Annotated in this window: 16 protein-coding genes; 12 read left to right on the forward strand and 4 right to left on the reverse strand. The window is 62.9% G+C overall.

The features are described 5' to 3' along the window. Positions 1-39: 39 nt before the first annotated feature. Both J3A98_RS08795 and J3A98_RS08800 read right to left on the reverse strand, forming a co-directional pair. Positions 40-792 (reverse strand): transporter substrate-binding domain-containing protein, encoded by a 753-nt coding sequence (locus tag J3A98_RS08795; protein WP_176683280.1) that lies wholly within the window; start codon positions 790-792, stop codon positions 40-42. Between the two features lie 23 nt (positions 793-815). Further along, positions 816-1,688, reverse strand: a complete 873-nt coding sequence (locus J3A98_RS08800) for a MurR/RpiR family transcriptional regulator (protein WP_012052078.1) — start codon at positions 1,686-1,688, stop codon at positions 816-818. Positions 1,689-1,830: 142 nt separating this feature from the next. Here J3A98_RS08800 and J3A98_RS08805 point away from each other — a divergent pair, with 142 nt between their 5' ends. The 3 genes from J3A98_RS08805 (at position 1,831) to J3A98_RS08815 (ending at position 5,927) form a co-directional block, all read left to right on the forward strand. Beyond that, positions 1,831-2,856: an Ldh family oxidoreductase gene (locus tag J3A98_RS08805; RefSeq protein ID WP_176683281.1), complete on the forward strand. Its 1,026-nt coding sequence runs from the start codon at positions 1,831-1,833 to the stop codon at positions 2,854-2,856. A 220-nt stretch (positions 2,857-3,076) separates the two neighbouring features. Further along, a complete protein-coding gene (locus tag J3A98_RS08810; RefSeq protein ID WP_209965389.1) occupies positions 3,077-4,273 on the forward strand; it encodes an amino acid aminotransferase in 1,197 nt (398 codons plus the stop codon). A gap of 373 nt (positions 4,274-4,646) precedes the next feature. Beyond that, the gene (locus J3A98_RS08815) at positions 4,647-5,927 is read left to right on the forward strand and encodes a serine/threonine transporter (RefSeq protein WP_209965391.1); all 1,281 of its coding nucleotides are present in this window, start codon (positions 4,647-4,649) and stop codon (positions 5,925-5,927) included. Positions 5,928-5,998: 71 nt separating this feature from the next. Here the strand turns inward: J3A98_RS08815 and J3A98_RS08820 are convergent, their stop codons facing one another. Continuing rightward, positions 5,999-7,186, reverse strand: a complete 1,188-nt coding sequence (locus J3A98_RS08820) for a Bcr/CflA family efflux MFS transporter (RefSeq protein WP_209965393.1) — start codon at positions 7,184-7,186, stop codon at positions 5,999-6,001. Between the two features lie 329 nt (positions 7,187-7,515). Here J3A98_RS08820 and tpx point away from each other — a divergent pair, with 329 nt between their 5' ends. From tpx to J3A98_RS08850, 6 genes are all read left to right on the forward strand, one after another. Beyond that, entirely contained in the window at positions 7,516-8,016 is a 501-nt protein-coding gene (gene tpx / locus J3A98_RS08825) for a thiol peroxidase (protein WP_209965396.1), read from the forward strand. Positions 8,017-8,363: 347 nt separating this feature from the next. Beyond that, a complete protein-coding gene (locus J3A98_RS08830) occupies positions 8,364-9,668 on the forward strand; it encodes an MdtA/MuxA family multidrug efflux RND transporter periplasmic adaptor subunit (RefSeq protein ID WP_209965398.1) in 1,305 nt (434 codons plus the stop codon). Next, a complete protein-coding gene (locus J3A98_RS08835; protein WP_209965400.1) occupies positions 9,665-12,763 on the forward strand; it encodes an MdtB/MuxB family multidrug efflux RND transporter permease subunit in 3,099 nt (1,032 codons plus the stop codon). The genes J3A98_RS08830 and J3A98_RS08835 overlap by 4 nt, the downstream gene beginning before the upstream one ends. Next, complete coding sequence (locus J3A98_RS08840; protein WP_209965402.1) at positions 12,760-15,867, forward strand: efflux RND transporter permease subunit; 3,108 nt, start codon at positions 12,760-12,762, stop codon at positions 15,865-15,867. The genes J3A98_RS08835 and J3A98_RS08840 overlap by 4 nt, the downstream gene beginning before the upstream one ends. Then, entirely contained in the window at positions 15,864-17,354 is a 1,491-nt protein-coding gene (locus J3A98_RS08845; protein WP_209965404.1) for an efflux transporter outer membrane subunit, read from the forward strand. The genes J3A98_RS08840 and J3A98_RS08845 overlap by 4 nt, the downstream gene beginning before the upstream one ends. A gap of 129 nt (positions 17,355-17,483) precedes the next feature. Continuing rightward, on the forward strand, positions 17,484-19,571 hold the full coding sequence (locus J3A98_RS08850; RefSeq protein WP_176683289.1) for an EAL domain-containing protein: 2,088 nt from the start codon (positions 17,484-17,486) through the stop codon (positions 19,569-19,571). A 51-nt stretch (positions 19,572-19,622) separates the two neighbouring features. Here J3A98_RS08850 and J3A98_RS08855 read toward each other — a convergent pair whose 3' ends face one another. Next, positions 19,623-19,883, reverse strand: coding sequence for a DUF1652 domain-containing protein (locus J3A98_RS08855; protein ID WP_176683290.1), 261 nt, complete (start codon positions 19,881-19,883; stop codon positions 19,623-19,625). Positions 19,884-20,364: 481 nt separating this feature from the next. Here J3A98_RS08855 and pgm point away from each other — a divergent pair, with 481 nt between their 5' ends. The 3 genes from pgm (at position 20,365) to J3A98_RS08870 (ending at position 23,534) form a co-directional block, all read left to right on the forward strand. Next, positions 20,365-22,002, forward strand: coding sequence for a phosphoglucomutase (alpha-D-glucose-1,6-bisphosphate-dependent) (gene pgm / locus J3A98_RS08860; RefSeq protein ID WP_209965406.1), 1,638 nt, complete (start codon positions 20,365-20,367; stop codon positions 22,000-22,002). 78 nt (positions 22,003-22,080) lie between these two features. Next, positions 22,081-22,593, forward strand: a complete 513-nt coding sequence (locus J3A98_RS08865) for a sigma-70 family RNA polymerase sigma factor (RefSeq protein WP_209965410.1) — start codon at positions 22,081-22,083, stop codon at positions 22,591-22,593. Beyond that, positions 22,590-23,534, forward strand: a complete 945-nt coding sequence (locus J3A98_RS08870) for a FecR domain-containing protein (RefSeq protein ID WP_209965412.1) — start codon at positions 22,590-22,592, stop codon at positions 23,532-23,534. Before J3A98_RS08865 ends, J3A98_RS08870 begins: the two co-directional genes overlap by 4 nt. Positions 23,535-23,553: the final 19 nt, after the last annotated feature.

Here is a 23,553-nt window from a genome sequence, read left to right on the forward strand (position 1 = left end):
AGGCCGCTCCCACAGGGCGTTCGCACAACTTCCTGAAGATCAGTTGTAGATATCGAAAGCAAAATACTTGCTGGCGATCTTCTGATAGGTACCGTTGGCCACGATCTGTTGCAGCGCGGTATTCAGGCGCTGGCGCAGGGCTTCGTCGTCCTTGCGCACAGCGATGGCGGCATCGGCCTTGGTGTCGGCCACGTCGCCAAGGATCTTGCAGCAATCCCCACCGTTCTTGTTCATCCACTCGTGCAGCGGGAATTTGTCGGCAATCACGCCGTCCAGGCGGCCGGCCGCCAGGTCTGCGTTGGCTTCGTCCATGGTCGGGTACAGTTTCACGTCGGCACCAGCCTTGCCATACACGTCTTCGGCGTAGATGGCCTGGGTGGACGAAGACTGCGCACCGACGGTGTAGCCGACAAAGTCGGTCTGGGCGCTGTCGATCTTGCTGTCCTTGGCAACCGCCACGGTCAGGGGCGTGCGGTAGTAGCGGTCGGTGAAGGCGATCTTCTTGCGTCGCTCTTCGGTATCGATCATCGACGCTACCACCGCGTCATACTTGCGCGCCATCAGGGCGGGGATGATGCCTTCCCAGTCCTGGGCCACCAGCGTGCATTCGACTTTCATCTGTTCGCACAGGGCATGGGTGATGTCGACATCGAAGCCATGCAGCTTGTTATCGGCGTCTACATAGTTGAAGGGCGGGTAGGCACCCTCGGTGGCGAACCGCAGGGTTTCAGCGCTGGCGGCACCCGCCAGCAGCAGGGCGCACGCACCCACCAAGGCCATGGACTTGTTCATCTCTGCACCTCATTGCACTCTTGCTATTGTTGTTTGCCCGTCGACCACGAGGTGTAGCCGACGAATTCGTTATGTAGAGCGGCAGTTGCTTCCAAGCGTTTTTCAACATCTGGCCCGAGCTTCTTGCAGACCTCGTTGACCATCAGATGCACCCACGACAACATCGTCGAGGTGGATTCCCAGAACAGGTTGAACTCGGTGGGGATGCGGAACACCTCGTCGGCATTGGCATCCGCCCAGTCACAGAAAGTGTCGGTCACCAAGGTGACCGCAATGCCAGCCTCGCGCGCCTTCTGGCACAGCATCAGGGCATGGCGGGAATAACGGCGCGCCTCGAACACCACCAGAGCGCTGTCTTCGGCACGGCCCAGCAGCACTTCGCCGAAGTGCCCGGCGCTGATGTCGACCAGTTGCACACCATCGCGCAGGTATTGCAGCAGGTGGCTCATGCACATGGCGATGCCACGCTCGGTCTGGAAGCCGGCGATGAACACTCGCGGTTTGCTCGCCAGGCGTTGCGCCACGTTGTGCCAGGCCGGGCTCTGGCGGTACTCGTGTACGCGCACCAGGGCGGCGATTTCCAGCTCCAGGCTGCCGGCGTTGTCGCTGGCGTCCTGGTTCTGGCGGTAATCTTGCAAGCGATCACCCACCAGCCACGGGCCATCGCCCAGATCGTTCTGCAGGTCCTGCTTAAGCGCCTTGAGGTGGGCATAACCCAGTGAGCGACAGTAGCGCCCGACGCTGGATTCGCTGACGCCCAGCTTGGCGGCAATGCTGGCCGAGGTCTGGAACGGCAGTTCGTGCAGGTTGGCAAGCATGTAGGTGGCGATCTTGCGACCCGAGGCAGCGGCCCCTTCGAGGCTGTTTTCCAGGCGTTGCTTGATCAGTTGGCTCATGCTGCGGCTCCAGGGGTGAGGCTTGGGAAGAAAATGAATGTTTTCTGTCATCAAGTCAATATTTGACAGATTGCTGTCACATGAAGGAAAGTTTTTGTCGTTGCAACGCTGTAGCCATTCCAAAATCAACAAGGAGCTTCAGATGTCCGCACCTGCCACCAGCACCGTTGTGCGCATGCCGTTTACCGAGCTGCAAAGCCTGTTGCAGGCCATTTTCCAGCGCCATGGGTGCAGCGAGGCCGTGGCCCGGGTGCTGGCCCACAACTGCGCCAGCGCCCAGCGTGATGGCGCCCATAGCCATGGGGTGTTCCGCATGCCCGGTTATGTCTCGACCTTGGCCAGCGGCTGGGTCGATGGCCAGGCCACGCCACAGGTCAGCGACGTGGCCGCCGGTTATGTGCGTGTCGATGCTGCGGGCGGTTTTGCCCAGCCAGCACTGGCGGCGGCCCGTGAGCTGTTGGTGGCGAAGGCACGCAACGCAGGCATTGCCGTGCTGGCGATCCACAACTCGCACCACTTCGCTGCGTTGTGGCCGGATGTAGAGCCGTTCGCCGAAGAGGGCCTGGTAGCCCTCAGCGTGGTCAACAGCATGACGTGCGTGGTGCCGCATGGTGCGCGCAAGCCACTGTTCGGTACCAACCCCATCGCTTTTGCTGCGCCTTGCGCTGAGCATGACCCGATTGTTTTCGACATGGCCACCAGTGCCATGGCCCATGGCGATGTGCAAATTGCCGCGCGTGCCGGCCAGCAATTGCCGGAGGGCATGGGGGTGGACGCCGATGGCCAGCCGACCACCGACCCAAAGGCGATTCTGGAAGGCGGCGCCCTGCTGCCATTTGGCGGGCACAAGGGCTCGGCGTTGTCGATGATGGTCGAGCTGCTGGCGGCGGCGCTGACCGGCGGTCATTTCTCCTGGGAGTTCGATTGGTCCGGGCATCCGGGGGCGAAAACGCCATGGACCGGGCAGTTGATCATCGTCATCGACCCAGGCAAGGCCGAGGGCGAGCGCTTTGCCCAGCGCAGCCGCGAACTGGTGGAGCAGATGCAGGCAGTCGGGCTGACCCGCATGCCGGGTGAGCGGCGCTATCGTGAGCGTGAGGTGGCCGAAGAGGAGGGGGTGGCAGTGACCGAGCAGGAGTTGCAAGGCCTGAAAGAGCTGCTTGGCTGATCTGGCCCTTTCGCGGGTTAACCCACAGGTGCCTGAGCTGTTCCCAGGCTGTGCGCTGAACCCGTAGGAGCGGGTTTACCCGCGAAGAATCCAGCACGAATTTCCAGCCATGCAATGTTGCATAGACAACCTTGCACAATAGTGGATGTTCCTGAGCCCTCTCTCCGGGTATGCTCAGGGCTGACTTTCCGTACCGTCCTGATCCAAGGAGCTGCACGCTGTGTTCAAACATGTCGATGCCTATGCCGGCGACCCGATCCTCTCGTTGATGGAAACCTTCAAGGCCGACCCGCGCGCCGACAAGGTCAACCTGAGTATTGGCCTGTACTACGATGAGGCCGGCGTGGTGCCGCAATTGGCGGCGGTGGATGCGGTGGAAAAACGCATTGCCGGTCAGGACCACGAAGCCTCCCTTTACCTGCCGATGGAAGGCCTGGCCAGTTACCGCCAAGCCATTCAGGCGCTGCTGTTCGGTGCCGATCACCCGGCCGTGACCGGCGGCCGGGTGGCCACCGTACAGACCGTGGGTGGCTCCGGCGCCCTGAAGGTCGGTGCCGACTTCCTCAAGCGCTACTTCCCGCAGTCTGAAGTCTGGGTCAGCAACCCGACCTGGGACAACCACCGCGCCATCTTTGAAGGTGCAGGCTTCAAGGTCCACACCTACCCGTACTTCGACCAGGCCACCCGTGGCGTGGACTTCGACGGCATGCTGGCCACCTTGCAGAGCCTGCCGGCCAACAGCGTGGTGCTGCTGCACCCGTGCTGCCACAACCCTACCGGTGCCGATCTGGAACAGCACCAGTGGCAACAAGTGGTCGAAGTGGTCAAGGCGCGCCAGCTGATCCCGTTCCTCGACATCGCTTACCAGGGCTTCGCCGAAGGCCTGGTGGAAGACGCCTACGCTATCCGCGAAATGGCCCGTGCGGGCGTTCCGTGCCTGGTCAGCAACTCCTTCTCGAAAATCTTCTCGCTGTATGGTGAGCGGGTGGGCGGCCTGTCGGTGGTGTGCGATGACGAGGCCACTGCCCAGAGCGTGCTTGGCCAGCTGAAGGCCACCGTGCGCCGCAACTACTCCAGCCCGCCCAACTTCGGCGCCCAGCTGGTTGCCGGCGTACTGAGCGATGCTGGCCTGAATGCCCAGTGGACCGAAGAAGTCGAAGTGATGCGCAAGCGTATCCTCGACATGCGCCAGGCGCTGGTCGATGCCCTGGCCGTGCTGCTGCCGGGCCAGGACTTCCAGTTCTTCCTGCGCCAGCGCGGCATGTTCAGCTACACCGGCTTCAGCGTCGAGCAGGTACGTCGCCTGCGTGACGAGTTCGGCGTTTACCTGATCGACAGCGGCCGTGTGTGCATGTCCGGCCTGCGCCCGGCCAACCTGCAACGGGTTGCCGAAGCGTTCGCTGCCGTTCAGAAGTAACTCGCCAGCCACGGACCCTCCTGCGGGGCGCGGTTGGACTTTGTGGGAGCGGCCTTGCGTCGCGAAGGGGTGCGGAGCGCCCCCACGATTGCAGCTTTGCCGCTGACATTGCTGGGGCCGCTTTGCGGCCCTATCGCGACGCAAGGCCGCTCCCACAGGCGGCCCCACAGGCCCCCAGGCCGCTACATTCCATCGAACGACACCAGCAATGCCTTCCGCTTGTAAAGACAAGTGCAACCGCTCCTCGGAAAAGGGCTTCGCAAGTGCAACCTTTCCGTGCACAATCGCGCCCCTCTTTTCCGGTTGAGTTGGGCGAAACGTCTATTTCGCCATTCTCAGCCTGTTGCAGTCTTGCGAGTGGAGCTTCACCGGAATGAATGAGCAGGCCCCAAGCGTTGAACAACGCTTTGCAGAATCGACCCCCGCCACCCTAGGCACTTGGGCGCGTCAAGACACCACCTGGATGCTGGGCCTGTTCGGCACAGCCATCGGCGCCGGGACACTGTTCCTGCCGATCAACGCGGGCCTTGGCGGCTTCTGGCCGCTGCTGATCCTGGCCGTGCTGGCCTTCCCGATGACCTATTTCGCCCATCGCGGGCTGACCCGTTTCGTCCTTTCCGGGCGCGATGGAGGTGACATCACCGAAGTGGTCAAGGAGCATTTCGGCGTCACCGCCGGCGCCTCGATCACCGTGCTGTACTTCTTCGCGATCTTCCCGATCCTGCTTATCTACAGCGTGGCGCTGACCAACACCGTGTCCAGCTTCATGGAACACCAGCTGCACATGCAGCCGCCGCCACGGGCAATCCTGTCATTCGTGCTGATTCTTGGCCTGCTGGCCATCGTGCGCTGCGGGGAGCAGGCCACGGTCAAGGTCATGAGCCTGCTGGTCTACCCGTTCATCGTCGCTCTGGCGTTGCTGGGCCTGTACCTGGTGCCGCACTGGACCGGTGGCATTCTCGACAGCGCCACTCAGGTGCCGCCGGCCTCGGCCTTCCTGCACACCCTGTGGCTGGCCATTCCCGTGATGGTGTTCTCGTTCAACCATTCGCCGATCATTTCGGCCTTTGCCGTCGACCAGAAGCGCCGTTACGGCGAGCACGCCGACGAGCGCAGCGGCCAGATCCTGCGTCGTGCCCACCTGCTGATGGTTGCGATGGTGTTGTTCTTCGTGTTCAGCTGCGTCCTCACCCTGAGCAGCGCCCAGCTGGCCGAAGCCAAAGCGCAGAACCTGTCGATCCTGTCGTACCTGGCCAACCACTTCAGCAACCCGACCATCGCGTTCGCTGCGCCGTTGATCGCCTTCGTGGCCATCGCCAAGTCGTTCCTCGGCCACTATATCGGTGCCAGCGAAGGCCTGAAGGGCATCATCGCCAAGACCGGTGCGCGTCCGGGCGCCAAAGCCCTGGACCGCGTGGTCGCTGCACTGATGCTGGTGGTGTGCTGGATCGTTGCCACGCTCAACCCGAGCATTCTCGGCATGATCGAGTCGCTCGGCGGCCCGATCCTCGCGGTGCTGTTGTTCCTGATGCCGATGTACGCCATTCGCCGTGTGCCATCGATGCGCAAGTACAGCGGTGCGGCCTCCAACGTGTTCGTCGTTGTGGTCGGCCTGGTTGCGCTGACTTCGGTGGTGTACGGCCTTGTAAGCTGATTCACCCGTTTCATTCAAGAATGCCCGGGGCGCTTGTCGTCACCCGGGCATTTTTCTGCCTGATCAAGGTTTCAACAGCGTTGCATTCCATCGTTCTTGGTGCGTGCAAGCAGCCACCACCCGCAAAGGCTGACCACCACGAACAGCATGCCCAAGCCTGCCGGTAGCTCGCTTTCCAAAGCTGCGACCACACTGCTCGTCAAACCGGCACCGGCGAACAGCAATGTCGCATTGAGCGACGCTGCCGCACCTGCCTGACGCGGATAGCGCGCCAAAGCCTGGGTTGTTGCGGCGGGGCGTACCAAGGTTGTCCCGGTGGTACAGACAATCATCGGCAGTAGAACCCCCAGCACAGATAAACCTGCTACCCGCCCCCACATCAAAAGGGTAATGCCCGCAGTACTTATAAGCAGCAAGCCTGCTTTTATTTGATTTTGCGGGCTTACGCGACTGTTCAAGTAGGTCGCAGCCATGCCGCCGGCGATGTATGCCAACCCATAGCCGATAAAGACCAGAGAGAATTGATAGGCCGTCAGCTCCAGCCTGCCCATCAGCAGCAAGGGCGCTATGACGATAAAGGAAAAATGGCAGGCAAAGGCGAGGCTGGACAGCATGGAATGCGCGAGATAGTCCGTGTCTCGCAGCATCACCCGATAACTGGACATGCTTGGCGCCCGGTCGCGCGCCGCAGGTGTGTCATGAAGCAGCACACACGATAAAAGTGAAACGATTGCAGCGATGATCACGAATACCGTAAAGCTTGCCTTCCAGCCAAACGACTGTTGAAGCAAAGCACCTGCCAGCGGTGACAGGGAGATGAACAACCCGCTCGCGCTTGTTAACAGGATGCGCATGGCATTGCGTTGTGTACCGCTGTAGAGGTCCTGCACAAGCGCCTGGCCTAGCACGAGGCTGCCGCAACCCAGGGCCTGCACCAAGCGAAAGGCCATGAACGTTTCATAATGGGTTGAAAATACGCAACCGAGCGCCCCCACAATGGATACGCTCAACCCAGCGAGCAACAAACGCTTGCGCCCGATGCCATCCGACAGTGGGCCGATCACGATTTGCGCCATGGCCACACCAACAGCAAAAAAGCTCACCGAGTACGCAATCTGTTTTGTGTCGACTCGAAACTCATTGGCCAGCGCAGGGAATGACGGGAGGATCACGTCCAGGGGAAACACACCCAGCAGACATAACAGAATCAGCAGCGTCGAACACAGATAGCGCCGAAGCGAACCAGCGGGGCGGTGCACGCTGCTAACCACGGGCCAGGCTGGCCGGTTTTTCAGGTCTCGTGTTGGTAGCGTTCATCTATGTATTCCCCTTGTTGTCAGGCGTCTGATGGTAGCGCTGCCTTGAGGATGCACAAGCCGAACTCAGTGGCGAAATTTCTGATAGCGTTGTAGGTTTCTGCCGAGGGCTTATTGGCAGCCGTGAAGCAACTGGCCGTGACAGTCGGGGGTCGTCATTTTGTCCACAAAAATCGTCCGGCAATAGAACAATTTCACCTGCCCCCATAGGCACCCGGCTGCCTTCATGCTTAACTCAGTGTCCTTTTCAAACCCCGCATAAGGATTTCGTCATGGCTCAAGTGACCCTCAAAGGCAACCCGGTCCAGGTCAACGGCAACCTGCCACAGGCCGGCGCCCAGGCTCCGGCTTTCTCCCTGGTAGGTGAAGGCCTGGCTGACAAGTCGCTGAAAGACTACGCCGGCAAGCGCAAGGTGCTGAACATCTTCCCGAGCGTCGATACCCCGACCTGCGCCACCTCGGTGCGCAAGTTCAACGCCCAGGCCAACGACGTCGCCAACACCGTGGTGCTGTGCATCTCGGCTGACCTGCCGTTCGCCCAGGCACGCTTCTGCGGCACTGAGGGGCTGGACAACGTGAATAACCTGTCGACCCTGCGTGGTCGCGAGTTCCTCGAAAACTACGGCGTAGCCATCGCCGACGGCCCGCTGGCCGGCCTGGCCGCCCGCGCCGTGGTGGTGCTGGACGAGAACGACAAGGTGCTGCACAGCGAACTGGTTGGCGAAATTGCTGACGAGCCGAACTACCAGGCGGCGCTGGCTGTACTGAAGTAAGGATTGCGTGGGGCAGGGCGGGCGTCTGTAGCCTGTGATGGCCTCTTCGCGGGTAAACCCGCTCCTACAACGTGCGGCACAGTTTTCAAAGGCTGTGACATCCCCGTAGGAGCGGGTTCACCCGCGAAAGGGCCAGACCAGGCAACCGAACCTTCAGGCCCGTCACCGCTCCAAGCAACACCCTGTAACGGCCCGGAACACGTTCCGGGCCGTTTTCATTTAAAATTCCGCCTCTTGGCAACGTCAGGCAAAGGTAAACCTCTGGTAAAGGCCCTTTGCTAAAACGATGGCAGTGCTTATCGTTCATCCTCCCCAAGTCGTCATTCCGAACAAGGTTCGTTCAACCCATGCAAGCGTCCAATTCCCGTTCCCTCCGTCGCTGGCTCGTCGGCCTGCTGATCCTGCTGCTGGTGGCTGCACTGGCCTGGTGGCTGTGGCCCGCAGCGACGCCTGCGCATAAAGAAGCCAGTGGCGGGCGCGGTGGCAAGGGCATGATGGGCGGTCGGCCAGGTTTTGGCGGTTCCAGCGACCCGGTGCCGGTACGCGTCGTGCCGGCGCGGACAGGCGACTTCCCGCTCTACTACAAAGCCTTGGGCACGGTCACCGCGACCAATACAGTCAATGTGCGCAGCCGCGTGGCTGGCGAACTTGTGAAAATCCACTTCAAGGAAGGCCAGCGCGTCAAGGCCGGCGATCTGTTGGCCGAAATCGACCCGCGCCCTTATCGCATCGCCCTGCAGCAGGCCGAAGGCACCTTGGCGCAGAACCAGGCGCAGTTGAAGAACGCTCAGGTTGACCTGGCCCGCTATAAAGGCCTGTACGCCGAAGACAGCATCGCCAAGCAAACCCTGGACACCGCCCAAGCCCAGGTTGCGCAGTTCCAGGGGCTGGTCAAGACCAATCAGGCGCAGGTCAACGACGCCCGCCTGAACCTCGATTTCACCCAGATCCGTGCGCCGATCAGTGGCCGGGTGGGCCTGCGCCAGCTCGATCTGGGCAACCTGGTAGCCGCCAACGACACCACCGCGCTGGTGGTGATCACCCAGACCGAGCCGATCAACGTCGCCTTCACCCTGCCGGAAACCGAACTGAGCACTGTGCTGGAGCGCTACCGCAGTGGCGCCAGCCTGCCGGTCGAGGCCTGGGACCGCAGTGACAGCAAGCTGCAGTCCACCGGTGTGCTGGGCAGCATCGACAACCAGATCGACACCACCACCGGCACCCTGAAGTTCAAGGGCCGCTTCGAGAACAAGGACCTGGCCCTGTTCCCCAACCAGTTCGTCAACGTGCGCTTGCTGGCCGACACCCTCAAGCAGGTGGTCATGGCCCCGGCCGCAGCCATCCAGTTCGGCAACGACGGCACCTTCGCCTATGTGGTCAACGAGCAGAGCACCGTCAATGTCCGCAAGCTGAAGGTGGGCGCCAGCGATGGCGAGAACAGCGTCATTCTCGACGGCCTGAAGGCCGGCGACCGCCTGGTGCTGGAAGGCACCGACCGCCTGCGCGAAGGCACCCAGGTGGAAGTGGTCGAAGACAGCTCGCAAGTGCCGACCAGCCCAGGCCAGCACCTGCAAGGGCAGGAAGCCAAGGGTGCGGCCCAAACAACAGGTGAAGCACAACCTGGCAACGCAGCAGGCAAGGCGGGCGCATGAACCTGTCGCGCCTGTTCATCCTGCGCCCGGTCGCCACCACGCTGAGCATGCTGGCCATCGTGCTGGCCGGCCTGATCGCCTACAAGTTGCTGCCGGTTTCCGCCTTGCCGCAGGTGGATTACCCAACCATTCGCGTCATGACCCTGTACCCCGGCGCCAGCCCGCAGGTGATGACCAGCGCCGTCACCGCGCCACTGGAGCGCCAGTTCGGCCAGATGCCGGGCCTGGAACAGATGGCTTCGACCAGTTCTGGCGGCGCGTCGGTGCTGACCCTGCGTTTCAACCTCGACATGAACATGGACGTTGCCGAGCAACAGGTACAGGCCGCGATCAACGCCGCCAGCAACCTGCTGCCCAGTGACCTGCCGGCACCGCCGGTGTACAACAAGGTCAACCCGGCCGACACCCCGGTGCTGACCCTGGCCATCTCCAGCAAGACCATGCCGCTGCCCAAGCTCAACGACCTGGTCGATACCCGCGTGGCGCAAAAGCTTGCGCAAATCAGCGGTGTGGGCATGGTCAGCATTGCCGGTGGCCAGCGCCAGGCGGTACGCATCAAGGTCAACGTCGACGCCCTGGCGGCCAATGGCTTGAATCTGGATGACGTGCGCACGCTGATCGGTGCCTCCAACGTCAACCAGCCCAAAGGCAACTTCGACGGCCCGACCCGGGTGTCGATGCTCGATGCCAACGACCAGCTGCGCTCTCCCGAGGAATACGCCAACCTGATCCTGGCCTACAACAACGGTGCGCCGCTGCGCCTGAAGGATGTGGCCGAAATCGTCGACGGCGCCGAAAACGAGCGGCTGGCTGCCTGGGCGAACGAGAACCATGCTGTGCTGCTGAACATCCAGCGTCAGCCGGGTGCCAACGTGATCGAAGTGGTCGACCGCATCAAGGGCCTGCTGCCGTCGATCACCGACAACCTGCCGGCCGGCCTCGATGTGTCGGTGCTGACCGACCGCACCCAGACCATTCGCGCCGCGGTCAAGGACGTGCAGCACGAACTGCTCATCGCCATCGTTCTGGTGGTGATGGTCACCTTCGTTTTCTTGCGCCGCTTCAGCGCCACCCTCATTCCGTCGATTGCCGTGCCGCTGTCGCTGATCGGGACGTTCGGGGTCATGTACCTGGCCGGGTTCTCGGTCAACAACCTGACACTCATGGCCCTGACCATCGCCACCGGCTTTGTGGTCGATGATGCCATCGTCATGCTGGAGAACATCTCCCGGCATATCGAAGAGGGCGAGACGCCCATGCAGGCGGCGCTCAAGGGCGCCCGACAGATTGGCTTCACCCTGATTTCGCTGACCTTCTCGCTGATTGCGGTACTGATCCCGCTGCTGTTCATGGCGGACGTGGTCGGTCGCCTGTTCCGCGAGTTCGCCATCACGCTGGCGGTGGCGATCCTGATTTCCCTGGTGGTGTCCCTGACCCTGACGCCGATGATGTGCGCGCGTCTGCTCAAGCGCGAGCCCAGGGAAGAAGAGCAAGGCCGCTTCTACCGTGCCAGTGGCGCCTGGATCGACTGGCTCATCAAGCACTACGGCAGTGCCCTACAGTGGGTGCTCAAGCACCAGCCGCTGACCCTGCTGGTGGCGGTGGCCAGCCTGGCGCTCACGGTGCTCCTGTACATGGTCGTGCCCAAGGGCTTCTTCCCGGTGCAGGACACCGGGGTGATCCAGGGTATTTCCGAAGCGCCGCAGTCCACCTCGTTCGCCGCCATGAGCGAACGTCAGCAGGCCCTGAGCAAGGTCATCCTGCAAGACCCGGCCGTGCAAAGCCTGTCGTCCTACATTGGGGTAGACGGCGACAACGCCACGCTCAACAGCGGTCGCCTGCTGATCAACCTCAAGCCCCACGGCGAGCGCGATGTCAGCGCCAGCGAAGTGATCAGCCGCCTGCAGCCGCAAGTCGACCGGCTGGTGGGCATCCGCCTGTTCATGCAGCCGGTGCAAGACCTCAGCATCGAGGACCGGGTCAGCCGTACCCAGTACCAGTTCAGCTTGTCGTCGCCGGACGCCGACCTGCTGGCGCAGTGGAGCGGCAAGCTGGTGCAGGCGCTGCAGCAGCGCCCGGAACTGGCCGATGTGGCCAGCGACCTGCAGGACAAGGGCTTGCAGGTGTACCTGGTGATCGACCGTGATATGGCCAGCCGCCTGGGGATCAGCGTGTCGCAGATCACCAATGCCCTGTACGACGCCTTCGGCCAGCGGCAGATCTCGACCATCTACACCCAGGCCAGCCAGTACCGCGTGGTGTTGCAGTCCCAAGACGCCGCCACGATCGGCCCGCAGGCGCTGGAGTCGATCCACGTCAAGGCCACCGATGGCGGTCAGGTGCGCCTTTCGGCGCTGGCGCGGATTGAGCAGCGTCAAGCGCAGCTGGCTATTTCCCACATTGGCCAGTTCCCGGCGGTGACCTTGTCGTTCAACCTGGCCCACGGCGCATCGCTGGGCGAAGCCGTGCAGGTGATCGAGCAGGTGCAGAAGGACATCGGCATGCCGCTGGGCGTGCAAACCCGCTTCCAGGGTGCGGCCGAGGCCTTCCAGGCGTCGCTGTCGAGTACCTTGCTGCTGATTCTGGCGGCGGTGGTGACCATGTACATCGTGCTGGGGGTGCTGTACGAAAGCTACATCCACCCGGTCACCATCCTCTCGACCCTGCCGTCGGCGGCGGTCGGTGCCTTGCTGGCCTTGCTCATCAGCGGTAACGACCTGGGCATGATCGCCATCATCGGCATCATCCTGCTGATCGGTATCGTCAAGAAGAACGCGATCATGATGATCGACTTCGCCCTGGAGGCTGAGCGCAATCAGGGCATGAGCCCGCGTGATGCCATCTACCAGGCGGCGCTGCTGCGCTTCCGGCCGATCCTGATGACCACCCTGGCCGCGCTATTTGGTGCGGTGCCGCTGATGCTTGCCACCGGTTCCGGCGCCGAGCTGCGCCAGCCACTGGGCCTGGTGATGGTCGGCGGGTTGCTGGTCAGCCAGGTGCTGACGCTGTTCACCACTCCGGTCATCTACCTGTACTTCGATCGCCTGGCCCGCCGCCTGCGCCCGGCCACTGACGTGAAGCAGGCCCAGGCATGAACCTGTCCGGGCCTTTCATCCGTCGCCCGGTGGCGACCATGCTGTTGAGCCTGGCGATCATGCTGCTGGGCGGGGTCAGCTTTGGCTTGCTGCCGGTGGCGCCACTGCCACAAATGGACTTCCCGGTGATCGTGGTATCGGCGAACCTGTCTGGTGCAAGCCCCGAGGTCATGGCGTCCACTGTGGCCACACCGCTGGAGCGCAAGCTGGGCAGCATCGCCGGCGTCACTACGCTCACCAGCAGCTCCAACCAGGGTTCGACACGGGTAATCATCGGCTTCGAGTTGGGCCGTGACATTGATGGCGCAGCCCGTGAGGTGCAAGCGGCGATCAACGCAACCCGCAACCTGCTGCCCAGTGGCATGCGCAGCATGCCCACCTACAAGAAGATCAACCCGTCGCAGGCGCCGATCATGGTGCTGTCGCTGACCTCGGATGTGTTGCAGAAAGGCCAGCTGTATGACCTGGCCGACACCATCCTTTCACAGAGCCTGGCTCAGGTATCGGGGGTAGGGGAGGTGCAGATCGGTGGCAGTTCGCTGCCGGCCGTGCGCATTGCCGTCGAGCCGCAATTGCTCAACCAGTACAACCTGTCGCTGGACGAGGTGCGCACTGCGGTGTCCAACGCCAACCAGCGCCGGCCCATGGGCTTTGTCGAGGACGCCGAGCGCAACTGGCAGGTGCGGGCCAACGACCAGTTGGAAAGCGCCAAGGACTATGAGCCGGTGGTGATTCGCCAGCAGAACGGCACCATTCTGCGCCTGTCTGACGTGGCGACCGTCACCGACGGTGTTGAAAACCGTTACAACAGCGGTTTCTTCAACGACCAGGCAGCGGTGCTGCTGGTGGTCAACCGCCAGACTGGCGCCAACATCATCGAAACGGTCGACCAGATCAAGGCGCAGCTTCCGGCACTGCAGTCGCTGCTGCCAGCCAGCGTGCAACTGAACGTGGCCATGGACCGCTCGCCCGTGATCAAGGCCACCCTCAAAGAGGCCGAGCACACCCTGCTGATCGCCGTGGTGCTGGTGATTCTGGTGGTCTACCTGTTCCTCGGCAGCCTGCGCGCCTCGCTGATCCCCAGCCTGGCGGTGCCGGTATCGCTGGTGGGTACGTTCGCGGTCATGTACCTGTGCGGTTTCTCGCTCAACAACCTGTCGCTGATGGCGCTGATCCTTGCCACCGGGCTGGTGGTGGACGATGCCATCGTGGTGCTGGAAAACATCTCCAGGCACATCGAGAACGGCCAACCGCCGATGAAGGCGGCCTACCTGGGCGCCAAGGAAGTGGGCTTCACCTTGCTGTCGATGAACGTGTCGCTGGTGGCGGTGTTCGTCTCCATCCTGTTCATGGGTGGCATCGTGCGCAACCTGTTCCAGGAGTTTTCCATCACCCTGGCAGCGGCGATCATTGTCTCGCTGGTGGTGTCGCTGACCCTGACACCGATGCTCTGCGCCCGCTGGCTCAAGCCGCACCAGGCCGAGCAGAGCCGCCTGCAGCGCTGGAGCGACAAGCTGCATCAGCGCATGGTTGCTGCCTATGACCGCAGCCTGGGCTGGGCCCTGCGCCACAAGCGCCTGACCCTGCTCAGCCTGCTGGCCACCATCGGCGTCAACATCGCCCTGTACGTGGTGGTGCCCAAGACGTTGATGCCCCAGCAGGATACCGGCCAATTGATGGGCTTCATCCGGGGCGACGACGGCCTGTCGTTCAGCGTGATGCAGCCGAAGATGGAAATCTACCGCCGGGCCTTGCTGGCCGACCCGGCAGTACAGAGCGTCGCCGGTTTCATCGGTGGCAACAGCGGTACCAACAACGCTTTTGTGCTGGTGCGCCTGAAACCGATCAGCGAGCGCAAGATCGATGCGCAGAAGGTGATCGAGCGCCTGCGCAAGGAACTGCCCAAAGTGCCCGGCGGGCGCCTGTTCCTGATGGCCGACCAGGACCTGCAACTGGGTGGCGGTGGGCGTGACCAGACCTCTTCGCAGTACCTGTATACCCTGCAAAGCGGCGATCTTTCGGCATTGCGCGAATGGTTCCCCAAGGTGGTCGCGGCGCTGCGTGCACTGCCTGAGCTGACCGCCATCGACGCCCGCGATGGTGCTGGTACCCAACAGGTGACGCTGGTGGTCGACCGTGACCAGGCCAAGCGCCTGGGCATCGACATGGACATGGTCACCGCGGTACTGAACAACGCCTACAGCCAGCGGCAGATCTCCACGATCTACGACAGCCTCAACCAGTACCAGGTGGTGCTGGAGATCAACCCGAAATACGCCTGGGACCCGAGCACGCTGGAGCAAGTGCAGGTGATCACCGCCGACGGCGCCCGGGTGCCGCTGTCGACCATCGCCCACTACGAGAACAGCCTGGCCAACGACCGGGTCAGCCACGAAGGCCAGTTCGCTTCGGAAGACATCGCTTTCGACGTCGCCGAGGGCTACAGCCCCGACCAGGCCATGGCGGCGCTGGAGCGCGCGGTGGCCAAGCTGGGCTTGCCCGAGGAGGTGATTGCCAAACTCGGCGGCACTGCCGATGCCTTTGCCAAGACCCAGCAGGGCCAGCCATTCATGATCCTTGGCGCACTGCTGCTGGTGTACCTGGTGCTGGGCATTCTGTATGAAAGCTACATTCACCCGCTGACCATTCTCTCGACACTGCCTTCGGCGGGCGTCGGAGCCTTGTTGGCGCTGTACGTCACCGGTGGCGAGTTCAGCCTGATCTCGTTGCTGGGGCTGTTTCTGTTGATCGGGGTGGTGAAAAAAAATGCCATCCTGATGATCGACCTGGCCTTGCAGCTGGAGCGCCATCAGGGCTTTTCGCCGGAAGAGTCGATCCGCCGGGCCTGCCTGCTGCGCCTGCGGCCGATCCTGATGACCACCCTGGCGGCGATCCTTGGCGCATTGCCGTTGCTGCTGAGCCAGGCTGAAGGCGCAGAAATGCGTCAGCCGCTGGGCCTGACCATCATCGGTGGCCTGGTGTTCAGCCAGATCCTCACCCTTTATACGACGCCGGTGGTTTACCTGTACCTGGACCGCCTGCGCCACCGTTTCAACCGTTGGCGCGGCGTGCGCACCGACGCCGCCCTGGAAACCCCGCTATGACTTTTGCCCAGACCCCACTTCATCGTGCCCTGCAAGCACTGGCCCGTGGCCGTGGCTCGCGCCTGCTCGGCGCCGGGTTGTGCCTGGCCTTGCTCAGTGCCTGCACCCTGAGCCCCGATTACCACCGCCCCGAGCTGAACAGCACGGCGGCGCAGTTCAAGCACGCCGAAGGCTGGACCCAGGCCTCGCCGTCCGACGCCATCGCCCGCGGCGCCTGGTGGGAAATCTACGGCGATGCCGGGCTCAACGCGTTGGTCGAAGAGCTCAACCGCAGCAACCAGACCGTGGCGCAATCAGAAGCCCAGTATCGCCAGGCCCAGGCGCTGGTGCGCAGCAGCCGTGCGGCGCTGTTCCCCAGTCTGGACCTGAGCGCCAGCAAGAACCGCTCGGCGCAGGGAACCGGCAGCTCCAGTTCCAGCCTGTCCAATAACAGCAGTGGCATTCGCAACACCTACAACGCCCAGTTGGGCGTGAGCTGGGAGATCGACCTGTGGGGCAAGCTGCGCGAAACCCTGAATGCCAATGAGGCCAGTGCCGAAGCCAGTTTCGCCGACCTTGCGTCTATCCGCCTGAGCCAGCAGTCGGAACTGGTGCAGAACTACCTGCAATTGCGGGTTATCGATGAGCAGAAGCGCTTGCTGGAAGCCACCGTGGCGGCTTATGAACGCTCACTGCGAATGAACGAAAACCAGTACCGTGCCGGGGTCGCCGGCCCGGATGCCGTGGCCCAGGCCCGCACCCAGCTCAAAAGCACCCAGGCTGACCTGATCGACCTGATCTGGCAGCGTGCGCAGTTCGAAAATGCCATCGCCGTGCTGCTGGGCAAGGTTCCGGCCGACTTCGCCCTGGCCGACAGCAAGGCTATTCCCGCGTTGCCGCAAATACCGGTTTCGCTGCCTTCGCAACTGCTGGAGCGCCGCCCGGACATCGCTGCGGCCGAACGCAACGTGATGGCGGCCAACGCCAACATCGGGGTCTCGCGGGCAGCCTACTTCCCGGACCTCAGCCTGAGCATGAGTGGCGGGTATTCCAGCAGCAGCTTCAGCAACTGGATCGAGCTGCCCAACCGCTACTGGTCGGTAGGCCCGCAGTTGGCGCTGACCCTGTTCGACGCCGGCAAACGCAGCGCCGAGGTCGACCGCACGGTGGCCGTGTATGACCAGACGGTGGCGCAGTACCGCCAGACCGTGCTGGACGGCTTCAGGGAAGTGGAAAACCTGCTGGTTCAGCTGAAGGTGTATGGCGATGAAGCCGTGGTGCGCCAAGAGGCGCTTGATGCTGCCCGCGAGTCGTTGCGCCTGACCGAGAACCAGTACCGCGCCGGGCTGATCGGCTATCTGGATGTGGTCAACGTGCAAACCACGGCGCTGAGCAACGAGCGCAGCGTGCTGAACCTGCTGCAAGGGCGCCTGGTGGCCAGTGTGCAACTGGTGGCTGCGTTGGGCGGCGGCTGGGATGCAGAGCAGGCGTTTGCCGAGCAGAATTGACCACGCGCAGAGGGGGGCATTTGCGGTTATTGGGCCCATCCCCATTCGCAAAAACCCCGTGCGTTTCGCTTAAGCTTGAGTACAATCGTCAGCTTTTGCCGGCCCCCTGTTCCGGCGCTGGAACTTTCAATGCTGACCGGTAGCTACTCTTCTTCGCTGGTGTTGATTTCGCTGTGCGTGGCGATCCTGGCATCCTATACCGCTCTTGACCTGACTGGCCGCATCGCCACGGCCAAGGGCCGAGCTGCCTACCTGTGGATGGGCGGCGGTGCATTGGCCATGGGCATCGGCGTGTGGTCGATGCACTTCATTGGCATGCTTGCCTTCAGCTTGCCCATCGACTTGGGTTACGACCTGGCCCTGACCGCGTTCTCGCTGCTGATCGCTGTGCTGTCCTCGGGCTTTGCCTTGTGGCTGGTCAGTCAGCCGAGCCTGCCAGCGCTGCAGTTGGGGTTCGGCGCGCTGATCATGGGCTCGGGTATTGCCTGCATGCACTACACCGGCATGGCCGCACTGCGCATGCTGCCGGGCATCGACTACGACCCGACGTTGTTCGGTGCTTCGCTGCTGATTGCCGTAGGCGCCTCGGCGGCGGCATTGTGGATCGCCTTCCGCCTGCGCAAACACACCCCCTATGTACGGCAGATCCGTGGCCTGGCGGCAGTGGTGATGGGCTTTGCCATCGTTGGCATGCATTACACCGGCATGGCAGCGGCGAACTTCCCCGAGGGCAGCTTCTGCGGCGCGTTGGGGGGCGGGCTGCAGGGTGACAGCCTGGTTTACCTGGTGCTGATCACCACGCTGGCAGTACTGGCAGTGGCTCTGCTGACTTCGGTGCTGGATGCTCGCCTGGAGGCGCGTACTGCCGAGTTGGCTCGTTCGCTGACCTTGGCCAACCAGGAGCTGACCCAACTGGCCCTGCACGACACCCTCACGGGTCTACCCAACCGTACCTTGCTCGCCGATCGCATCGAACAGGCCATCGCCAAAGTGGCGGAGCAGGGCGGCTGTTTTGCCCTGATGTTCATTGATCTGGACGGCTTCAAGCCGGTCAACGATGCCTTTGGCCACCATATCGGAGACCTTCTGCTCAAGGCAGTGGCGGCCCGCCTGCGCGGCCACCTGCACAGCCAGGATACGCTGGCACGGATTGGCGGCGACGAGTTCGTTCTGCTGGTGGAACTGCAGGAGCCGAACGATGCCATGGACGTGGCGGTCAAGCAGGTCAACCTGGTGTCCCGGCCTTTCCGCGTGGCCGAGCACGACCTGCAACTGTCGGCGAGCCTGGGCATCGTCCTGTACCCGGGCAACGGCCAGGACCAGCACGAGCTGCTGCGTAACGCCGACGCTGCCATGTACCATGCCAAGAGCGCAGGCAAGAACGGTTACAGCTTCTTCGATGTGTCGATGAACAGCAATGCCCGCCAGCAGTTGCAACTGCTGCAGGACTTGCGCCTGGCGCTGGAGCAGCGCCAGTTCCGCTTGCATTACCAGCCCAAGTTCGACGCCCAGGCCTGCCAGCCGATTGGTGCCGAAGCGTTGCTGCGCTGGGAGCACCCGCAGCAGGGCCTGCTGCTGCCTGACCGCTTCATCGGCCTGGCGGAAAAGACCGGCCTGATCATACCCATTGGCGAGTGGGTACTCATCGAGGCCTGCCGTCAGATGCGCCAGTGGCTGGACCAGGGCCACCATGGCTGGCGCATGGCGGTCAACCTGTCGGCCATCCAGTTCTGCCACGCCGGCCTGGTCGACAGCGTGGCCCGCGCCCTGCAGCAGAACGGCTTGCCGGCCAACTGCCTGACACTGGAAATTACCGAAACCACCGCCATGCACGATGCCGACGCCAGCCTGACTGTGCTGCAGCGTCTGTCCGACATGGGCGTGGACTTGTCCATCGATGACTTTGGTACGGGCTATTCCAGCCTGATGTACCTCAAGCGCCTGCCAGCCAACGAGCTGAAAATCGATCGTGGTTTCGTCCGCGACCTGGAGCAGGACAGTGACGATGCAGCGATTGTTTCGGCAATTGTCGCACTGGGCCAGGCCTTGGGCCTGCGTATCGTTGCCGAGGGGGTTGAGACCGACAAGCAGCAGGACTTCCTGACCCGTCTGGGCTGTGATTCGTTGCAGGGCTACCTATTGGGCCAGCCCGTGCCGGCCGAGCAGTTCATGAGCAAGTTGCAGGCCATGGGCCCGGAATTCACCGCTGCGGGCTAAGCTCTGTATGAAAAGCCTTGATACTCGGTGAAGCTGCGTTGAAAACAGCGCCTAGACTGCATCGCGCAGGGTAAAGGCGGGTATGAAGGCATCCATTTCCGCCTCGACGGCCTCGATGATGCGCTCAACATCGGCAGCGGGCATGATCGCCGCACAGGGGATGCCCGCAATCGCCAGCAAGGTTTCACCGCTGGCGCGGTCGAACAGCCGCGCGACCATGCTGCGTGGCGCATCCATGCTGGCCTCGAAACCCAATGGATGGAAATGCCAGCGCATCACCTGGCAGGCGTTGGGGAACGTCATCTTGTTCATGCCAGCCTCCTTGTCCGTCCCCGGACGTGATGAGCGGGTGGCCACATCGATGCGGCCGCCGGGAACATAAAGATAGCACCTGCCATGCGCGATTTTCGGTTGTCGGCACGACAAATGTGTTAATGCATGACAGTGGTCACATCCTGGTCATGGGCGCTATGTGTCGACTGGTTGCATGGCAAACGTTTTCCCGGCCGGATGGTGCCAGGTAACCATTGGGTTTCGTGGATTTCGCTGACATACGACGCGCAGGTTTTTCAGACGAGCGGCTTGGGGGAGGGGCCGGCGACGGAAAGCCATGGGTTCCATTATCCAGGGGTATTGTTTCTACGCGAGACCGTTTACGCGCCATCACGCTTTGATGCGGTTCTGCAAGGGCGACGTGCACTGGCTGATTCTTTGATGCCCCCATCGCACGGCATTGCAACTCTCAGTACACTGCACGCTCCAACACCAACATCCGTTGAACTCGAGGTTTTGCATGACGCTCAGTCCTTTGGCAGGCAAGCCGGCTCCGACCAGCGTGCTGGTCGATATTCCCCGGCTGCTCACCGCCTATTACACCGGCCGCCCAGACGCTGCCGTGGCGGCCCAGCGGGTGGCCTTCGGCACCTCGGGGCACCGGGGCACTTCGCTTGAATTGAGTTTCAACGAGTATCACGTCTTGGCCATTACCCAGGCTATCTGCCTGTATCGCCAGGAAAAAGGTATCGATGGCCCGCTGTTCATCGGCGCCGATACCCACGCTCTGTCGGCCCCGGCTACCGCTAGCGCCCTGGAGGTTCTGGCCGCCAACGGCGTGCAGGTGATGCTGTCCAAGGATGACGAATACACGCCTACGCCGGCGGTTTCCCACGCCATCCTCTGCCACAACCGTGGCCGCACGCAGGGCCTGGCTGACGGTATCGTCATCACTCCGTCGCACAACCCGCCGCAAAGCGGTGGCTTCAAGTACAACCCGCCCAACGGCGGGCCGGCCGACAGCGACGTGACCAAGTGGATCGAGGGCAAGGCCAACGAACTGCTGGTGGCTAACCTGGCCGGCGTCAAGCGCATGGACCATGCCCAGGCGCTGCGGGCGCCGACCACCCACCGCCACGACTACGTCAGCAACTATGTGGCCGACCTGGAAAACGTCATCGATTTCGATGTCATTCGTGGCGCCGGGTTGCGGCTGGGCGTCGACCCGCTGGGCGGGGCAGGGGTGCGCTATTGGTCGGCAATTGCCAAGCACTACCAGCTTGACCTGGAAGTGGTGAACACCGAGGTCGACCCGACCTTCCGCTTCATGACCGTCGACTGGGACGGCCAGATCCGCATGGACCCTTCCTCGCCGTATGCCATGCAGGGCCTGATAGGCCTGCGCGAGCGCTTTGACGTGGCCTTCGCCTGCGACCCGGACCACGACCGCCACGGCATCGTTACCCCAGACGGCTTGCTGCAACCCAACAACTACCTGGCCGTGGCCATCGACTACCTGTTCCGCCACCGCCCGCAGTGGCGCAGTGACGCCGCCGTGGGCAAGACAGTGGTCTCCAGCGGCCTGATCGACCGCGTTACCCAACGGCTGGGCCGCGATCTGTATGAGGTGCCGGTGGGCTTCAAGTTCTTCGCTCAGGGCCTGTTCGACGGTTCGCTCGGTTTTGGTGGCGAAGAAAGTGCAGGGGCTTCGTTCCTGCGCCGCGATGGCTCGGTGTGGGCCACCGACAAGGACGGGTTGATCCCGGCCTTGCTGGCCGCCGAAATGACCGCCCGTACCGGGCGTAACCCGAGCCAGGCCTATGCTGACCTGACCGAGGCGCTGGGCAAGCCGTTCGCCACGCGTGTCGAGGCCAAGGCAGATGCGCGGCAGAAGGCGTTGCTGAGCAAACTGGCGCCGGAGCAGGTGAAGTCGACCGAGCTGGCCGGTGAGCCGATCGTGCAGATCCTCAGCCACGCCCCAGGCAATGGCCAGGCGATTGGCGGGCTCAAGGTGATGACGGCCAATGGCTGGTTCGCCGCGCGCCCGTCGGGCACTGAAGACATCTACAAGATCTACGCCGAAAGCTTCATCGACGAGGCGCATTTGCAGCGTCTGGTGCAGGAAGCACAAGTGCTGGTCGATGAAGCAATCGCCTGACCGGTAACAAACCGCTTGGTTCTGTGGCGCGATGTAAATTAGAATTAATCTTATTTACTCCGCCGCAGGACCCTCCTCATGATCGACGCCGCGCCGCCACCGGAGCCTGGCCTGCCTGCCCTGTACCGGGAGCATCGCGGCTGGCTTGAAGCCTGGCTGCGCCGGCGTATGGGCAATGCCTGGGATGCCGCCGACCTCAGTCAGGATACTTTTCTGCGCATTCTGGCCAGCGCCCAGCCGCTGGCAGACATACGCGAACCGCGCGCCTATCTGCTGACCGTCGGCAAGCGCCTGCTGAGCAACTTCCACCAGCGACGTAGCCTGGAGCAGGCCTACCTTGATGCTTTGGCGCAGTTGCCCGAGCAACACGTGCCGTCGCCAGAACAGCGCTGGGTACTGCTGGAAACCCTGCAAGCACTGGATGAATTGCTCGACGGCCTCAAGCCGGCGATACGTAAGGCCTTTCTCTGGAGCCAGCTGGAAGGCTTGGGCTACGCCGAGATTGGCCAGCGCCTGGGCGTTTGCCAGCGCTCGGTGAAACGCTACATGGCGCAGGCTTACGAACATTGCCTGTTGGCCGATTTGCAATGAGCCCCCACTCCCCAGAAACCCGCAAAGCGCTGCGTGCTGCGGCCCGTTGGCTGGCATTGCTGGATTCTGGCGACGCAAGCGAAGCTGACCTGCTGCGCCTGGCGCAATGGCGCGCCAGCAGTCACCTGCACGAAGACGCCTGGCAAAAGGCATCGCTGCTGCGAGCGCGGTTTGCCGGGTTGCCCGGCGCATTGGCGATGGCCGCCCTGGATCGTCCGGATGCCGGTCGTCGGGCATTGCTCAAACAAGCCCTGGGAGTGTCGTCGTTGTTGCCGGTGGCCTGGCTGGTGAGCCGTGAGCTGCCGCTGGATGCCTGGACCGCCGACATGCGCACCGCAGTAGGAGAGCGCAGGCAGGCTCTGCTGAGCGACGGCACCTGGTTGCAGTTGAACACCGACAGTGCGGTCGATATCGAGCTGGGTGCAGGCCGCGTGGCACTGCTGCGCGGTGAAGTGGCCGTCAGTGTGCCCGCTAACCTGAGCCTTACCTTGCAGGTGCCTTACGGCCGGGTGGTGCTTAGTGAGGGCGAGGTGTGCCTGCGCCTGCTTGATGAGGCCTGCCGGGTGTCGGCGATCAAAGGGGCGGTCAGCCTGCAACCGTTGCGTGGTCCAGCCGTGATGCTGCAGGCCGGCCAGCAGGCCAGTTTGCAGGCGACCGGCGTTGGCCCTGTCAAAGCCTTCGACGAATGGCAACTGGGCTGGCGCGAAGGCGCACTACGGCTGGACGACCGCCCGTTGGGCGAGTTGCTGCACGAACTGCGCAGGTATCGCCCCGGCGTACTGCGCTGGGCACCGGAACTGGAGCGCTTGCGTGTGACCGGCACGTTCCGCCTTGACGACACCGACCGGGTGCTGGCCTTGCTCGCCGCCAGCCTGCCGTTGCAGGTGCAGAGCCGCACGCGTTATTGGGTGAGCCTGACCGCACGAGAAAAACGAGCATGAGGCTGTCCCCTTTTTTTCA

Source organism: Pseudomonas sp. BP6 (assembly GCF_017875935.1).
In the GTDB taxonomy this organism is placed as follows: domain Bacteria; phylum Pseudomonadota; class Gammaproteobacteria; order Pseudomonadales; family Pseudomonadaceae; genus Aquipseudomonas; species Aquipseudomonas putida_Y.

What these genes read in the sequence shown, in the direction of transcription:
- J3A98_RS08865 (WP_209965410.1), top strand. Translation starts at nt 22,081, where the DNA reads ATGATCGACGCCGCGCCGCCACCGGAGCCTGGCCTGCCTGCCCTGTAC.
- J3A98_RS08795 (WP_176683280.1), bottom strand. Translation starts at nt 792, where the DNA reads ATGAACAAGTCCATGGCCTTGGTGGGTGCGTGCGCCCTGCTGCTGGCG.
- J3A98_RS08850 (WP_176683289.1), top strand. Translation starts at nt 17,484, where the DNA reads ATGCTGACCGGTAGCTACTCTTCTTCGCTGGTGTTGATTTCGCTGTGC.
- J3A98_RS08800 (WP_012052078.1), bottom strand. Translation starts at nt 1,688, where the DNA reads ATGAGCCAACTGATCAAGCAACGCCTGGAAAACAGCCTCGAAGGGGCC.
- pgm (WP_209965406.1), top strand. Translation starts at nt 20,365, where the DNA reads ATGACGCTCAGTCCTTTGGCAGGCAAGCCGGCTCCGACCAGCGTGCTG.
- J3A98_RS08855 (WP_176683290.1), bottom strand. Translation starts at nt 19,883, where the DNA reads ATGAACAAGATGACGTTCCCCAACGCCTGCCAGGTGATGCGCTGGCAT.
- J3A98_RS08870 (WP_209965412.1), top strand. Translation starts at nt 22,590, where the DNA reads ATGAGCCCCCACTCCCCAGAAACCCGCAAAGCGCTGCGTGCTGCGGCC.
- J3A98_RS08815 (WP_209965391.1), top strand. Translation starts at nt 4,647, where the DNA reads ATGAATGAGCAGGCCCCAAGCGTTGAACAACGCTTTGCAGAATCGACC.
- J3A98_RS08845 (WP_209965404.1), top strand. Translation starts at nt 15,864, where the DNA reads ATGACTTTTGCCCAGACCCCACTTCATCGTGCCCTGCAAGCACTGGCC.
- J3A98_RS08840 (WP_209965402.1), top strand. Translation starts at nt 12,760, where the DNA reads ATGAACCTGTCCGGGCCTTTCATCCGTCGCCCGGTGGCGACCATGCTG.
- J3A98_RS08835 (WP_209965400.1), top strand. Translation starts at nt 9,665, where the DNA reads ATGAACCTGTCGCGCCTGTTCATCCTGCGCCCGGTCGCCACCACGCTG.
- J3A98_RS08830 (WP_209965398.1), top strand. Translation starts at nt 8,364, where the DNA reads ATGCAAGCGTCCAATTCCCGTTCCCTCCGTCGCTGGCTCGTCGGCCTG.
- tpx (WP_209965396.1), top strand. Translation starts at nt 7,516, where the DNA reads ATGGCTCAAGTGACCCTCAAAGGCAACCCGGTCCAGGTCAACGGCAAC.
- J3A98_RS08805 (WP_176683281.1), top strand. Translation starts at nt 1,831, where the DNA reads ATGTCCGCACCTGCCACCAGCACCGTTGTGCGCATGCCGTTTACCGAG.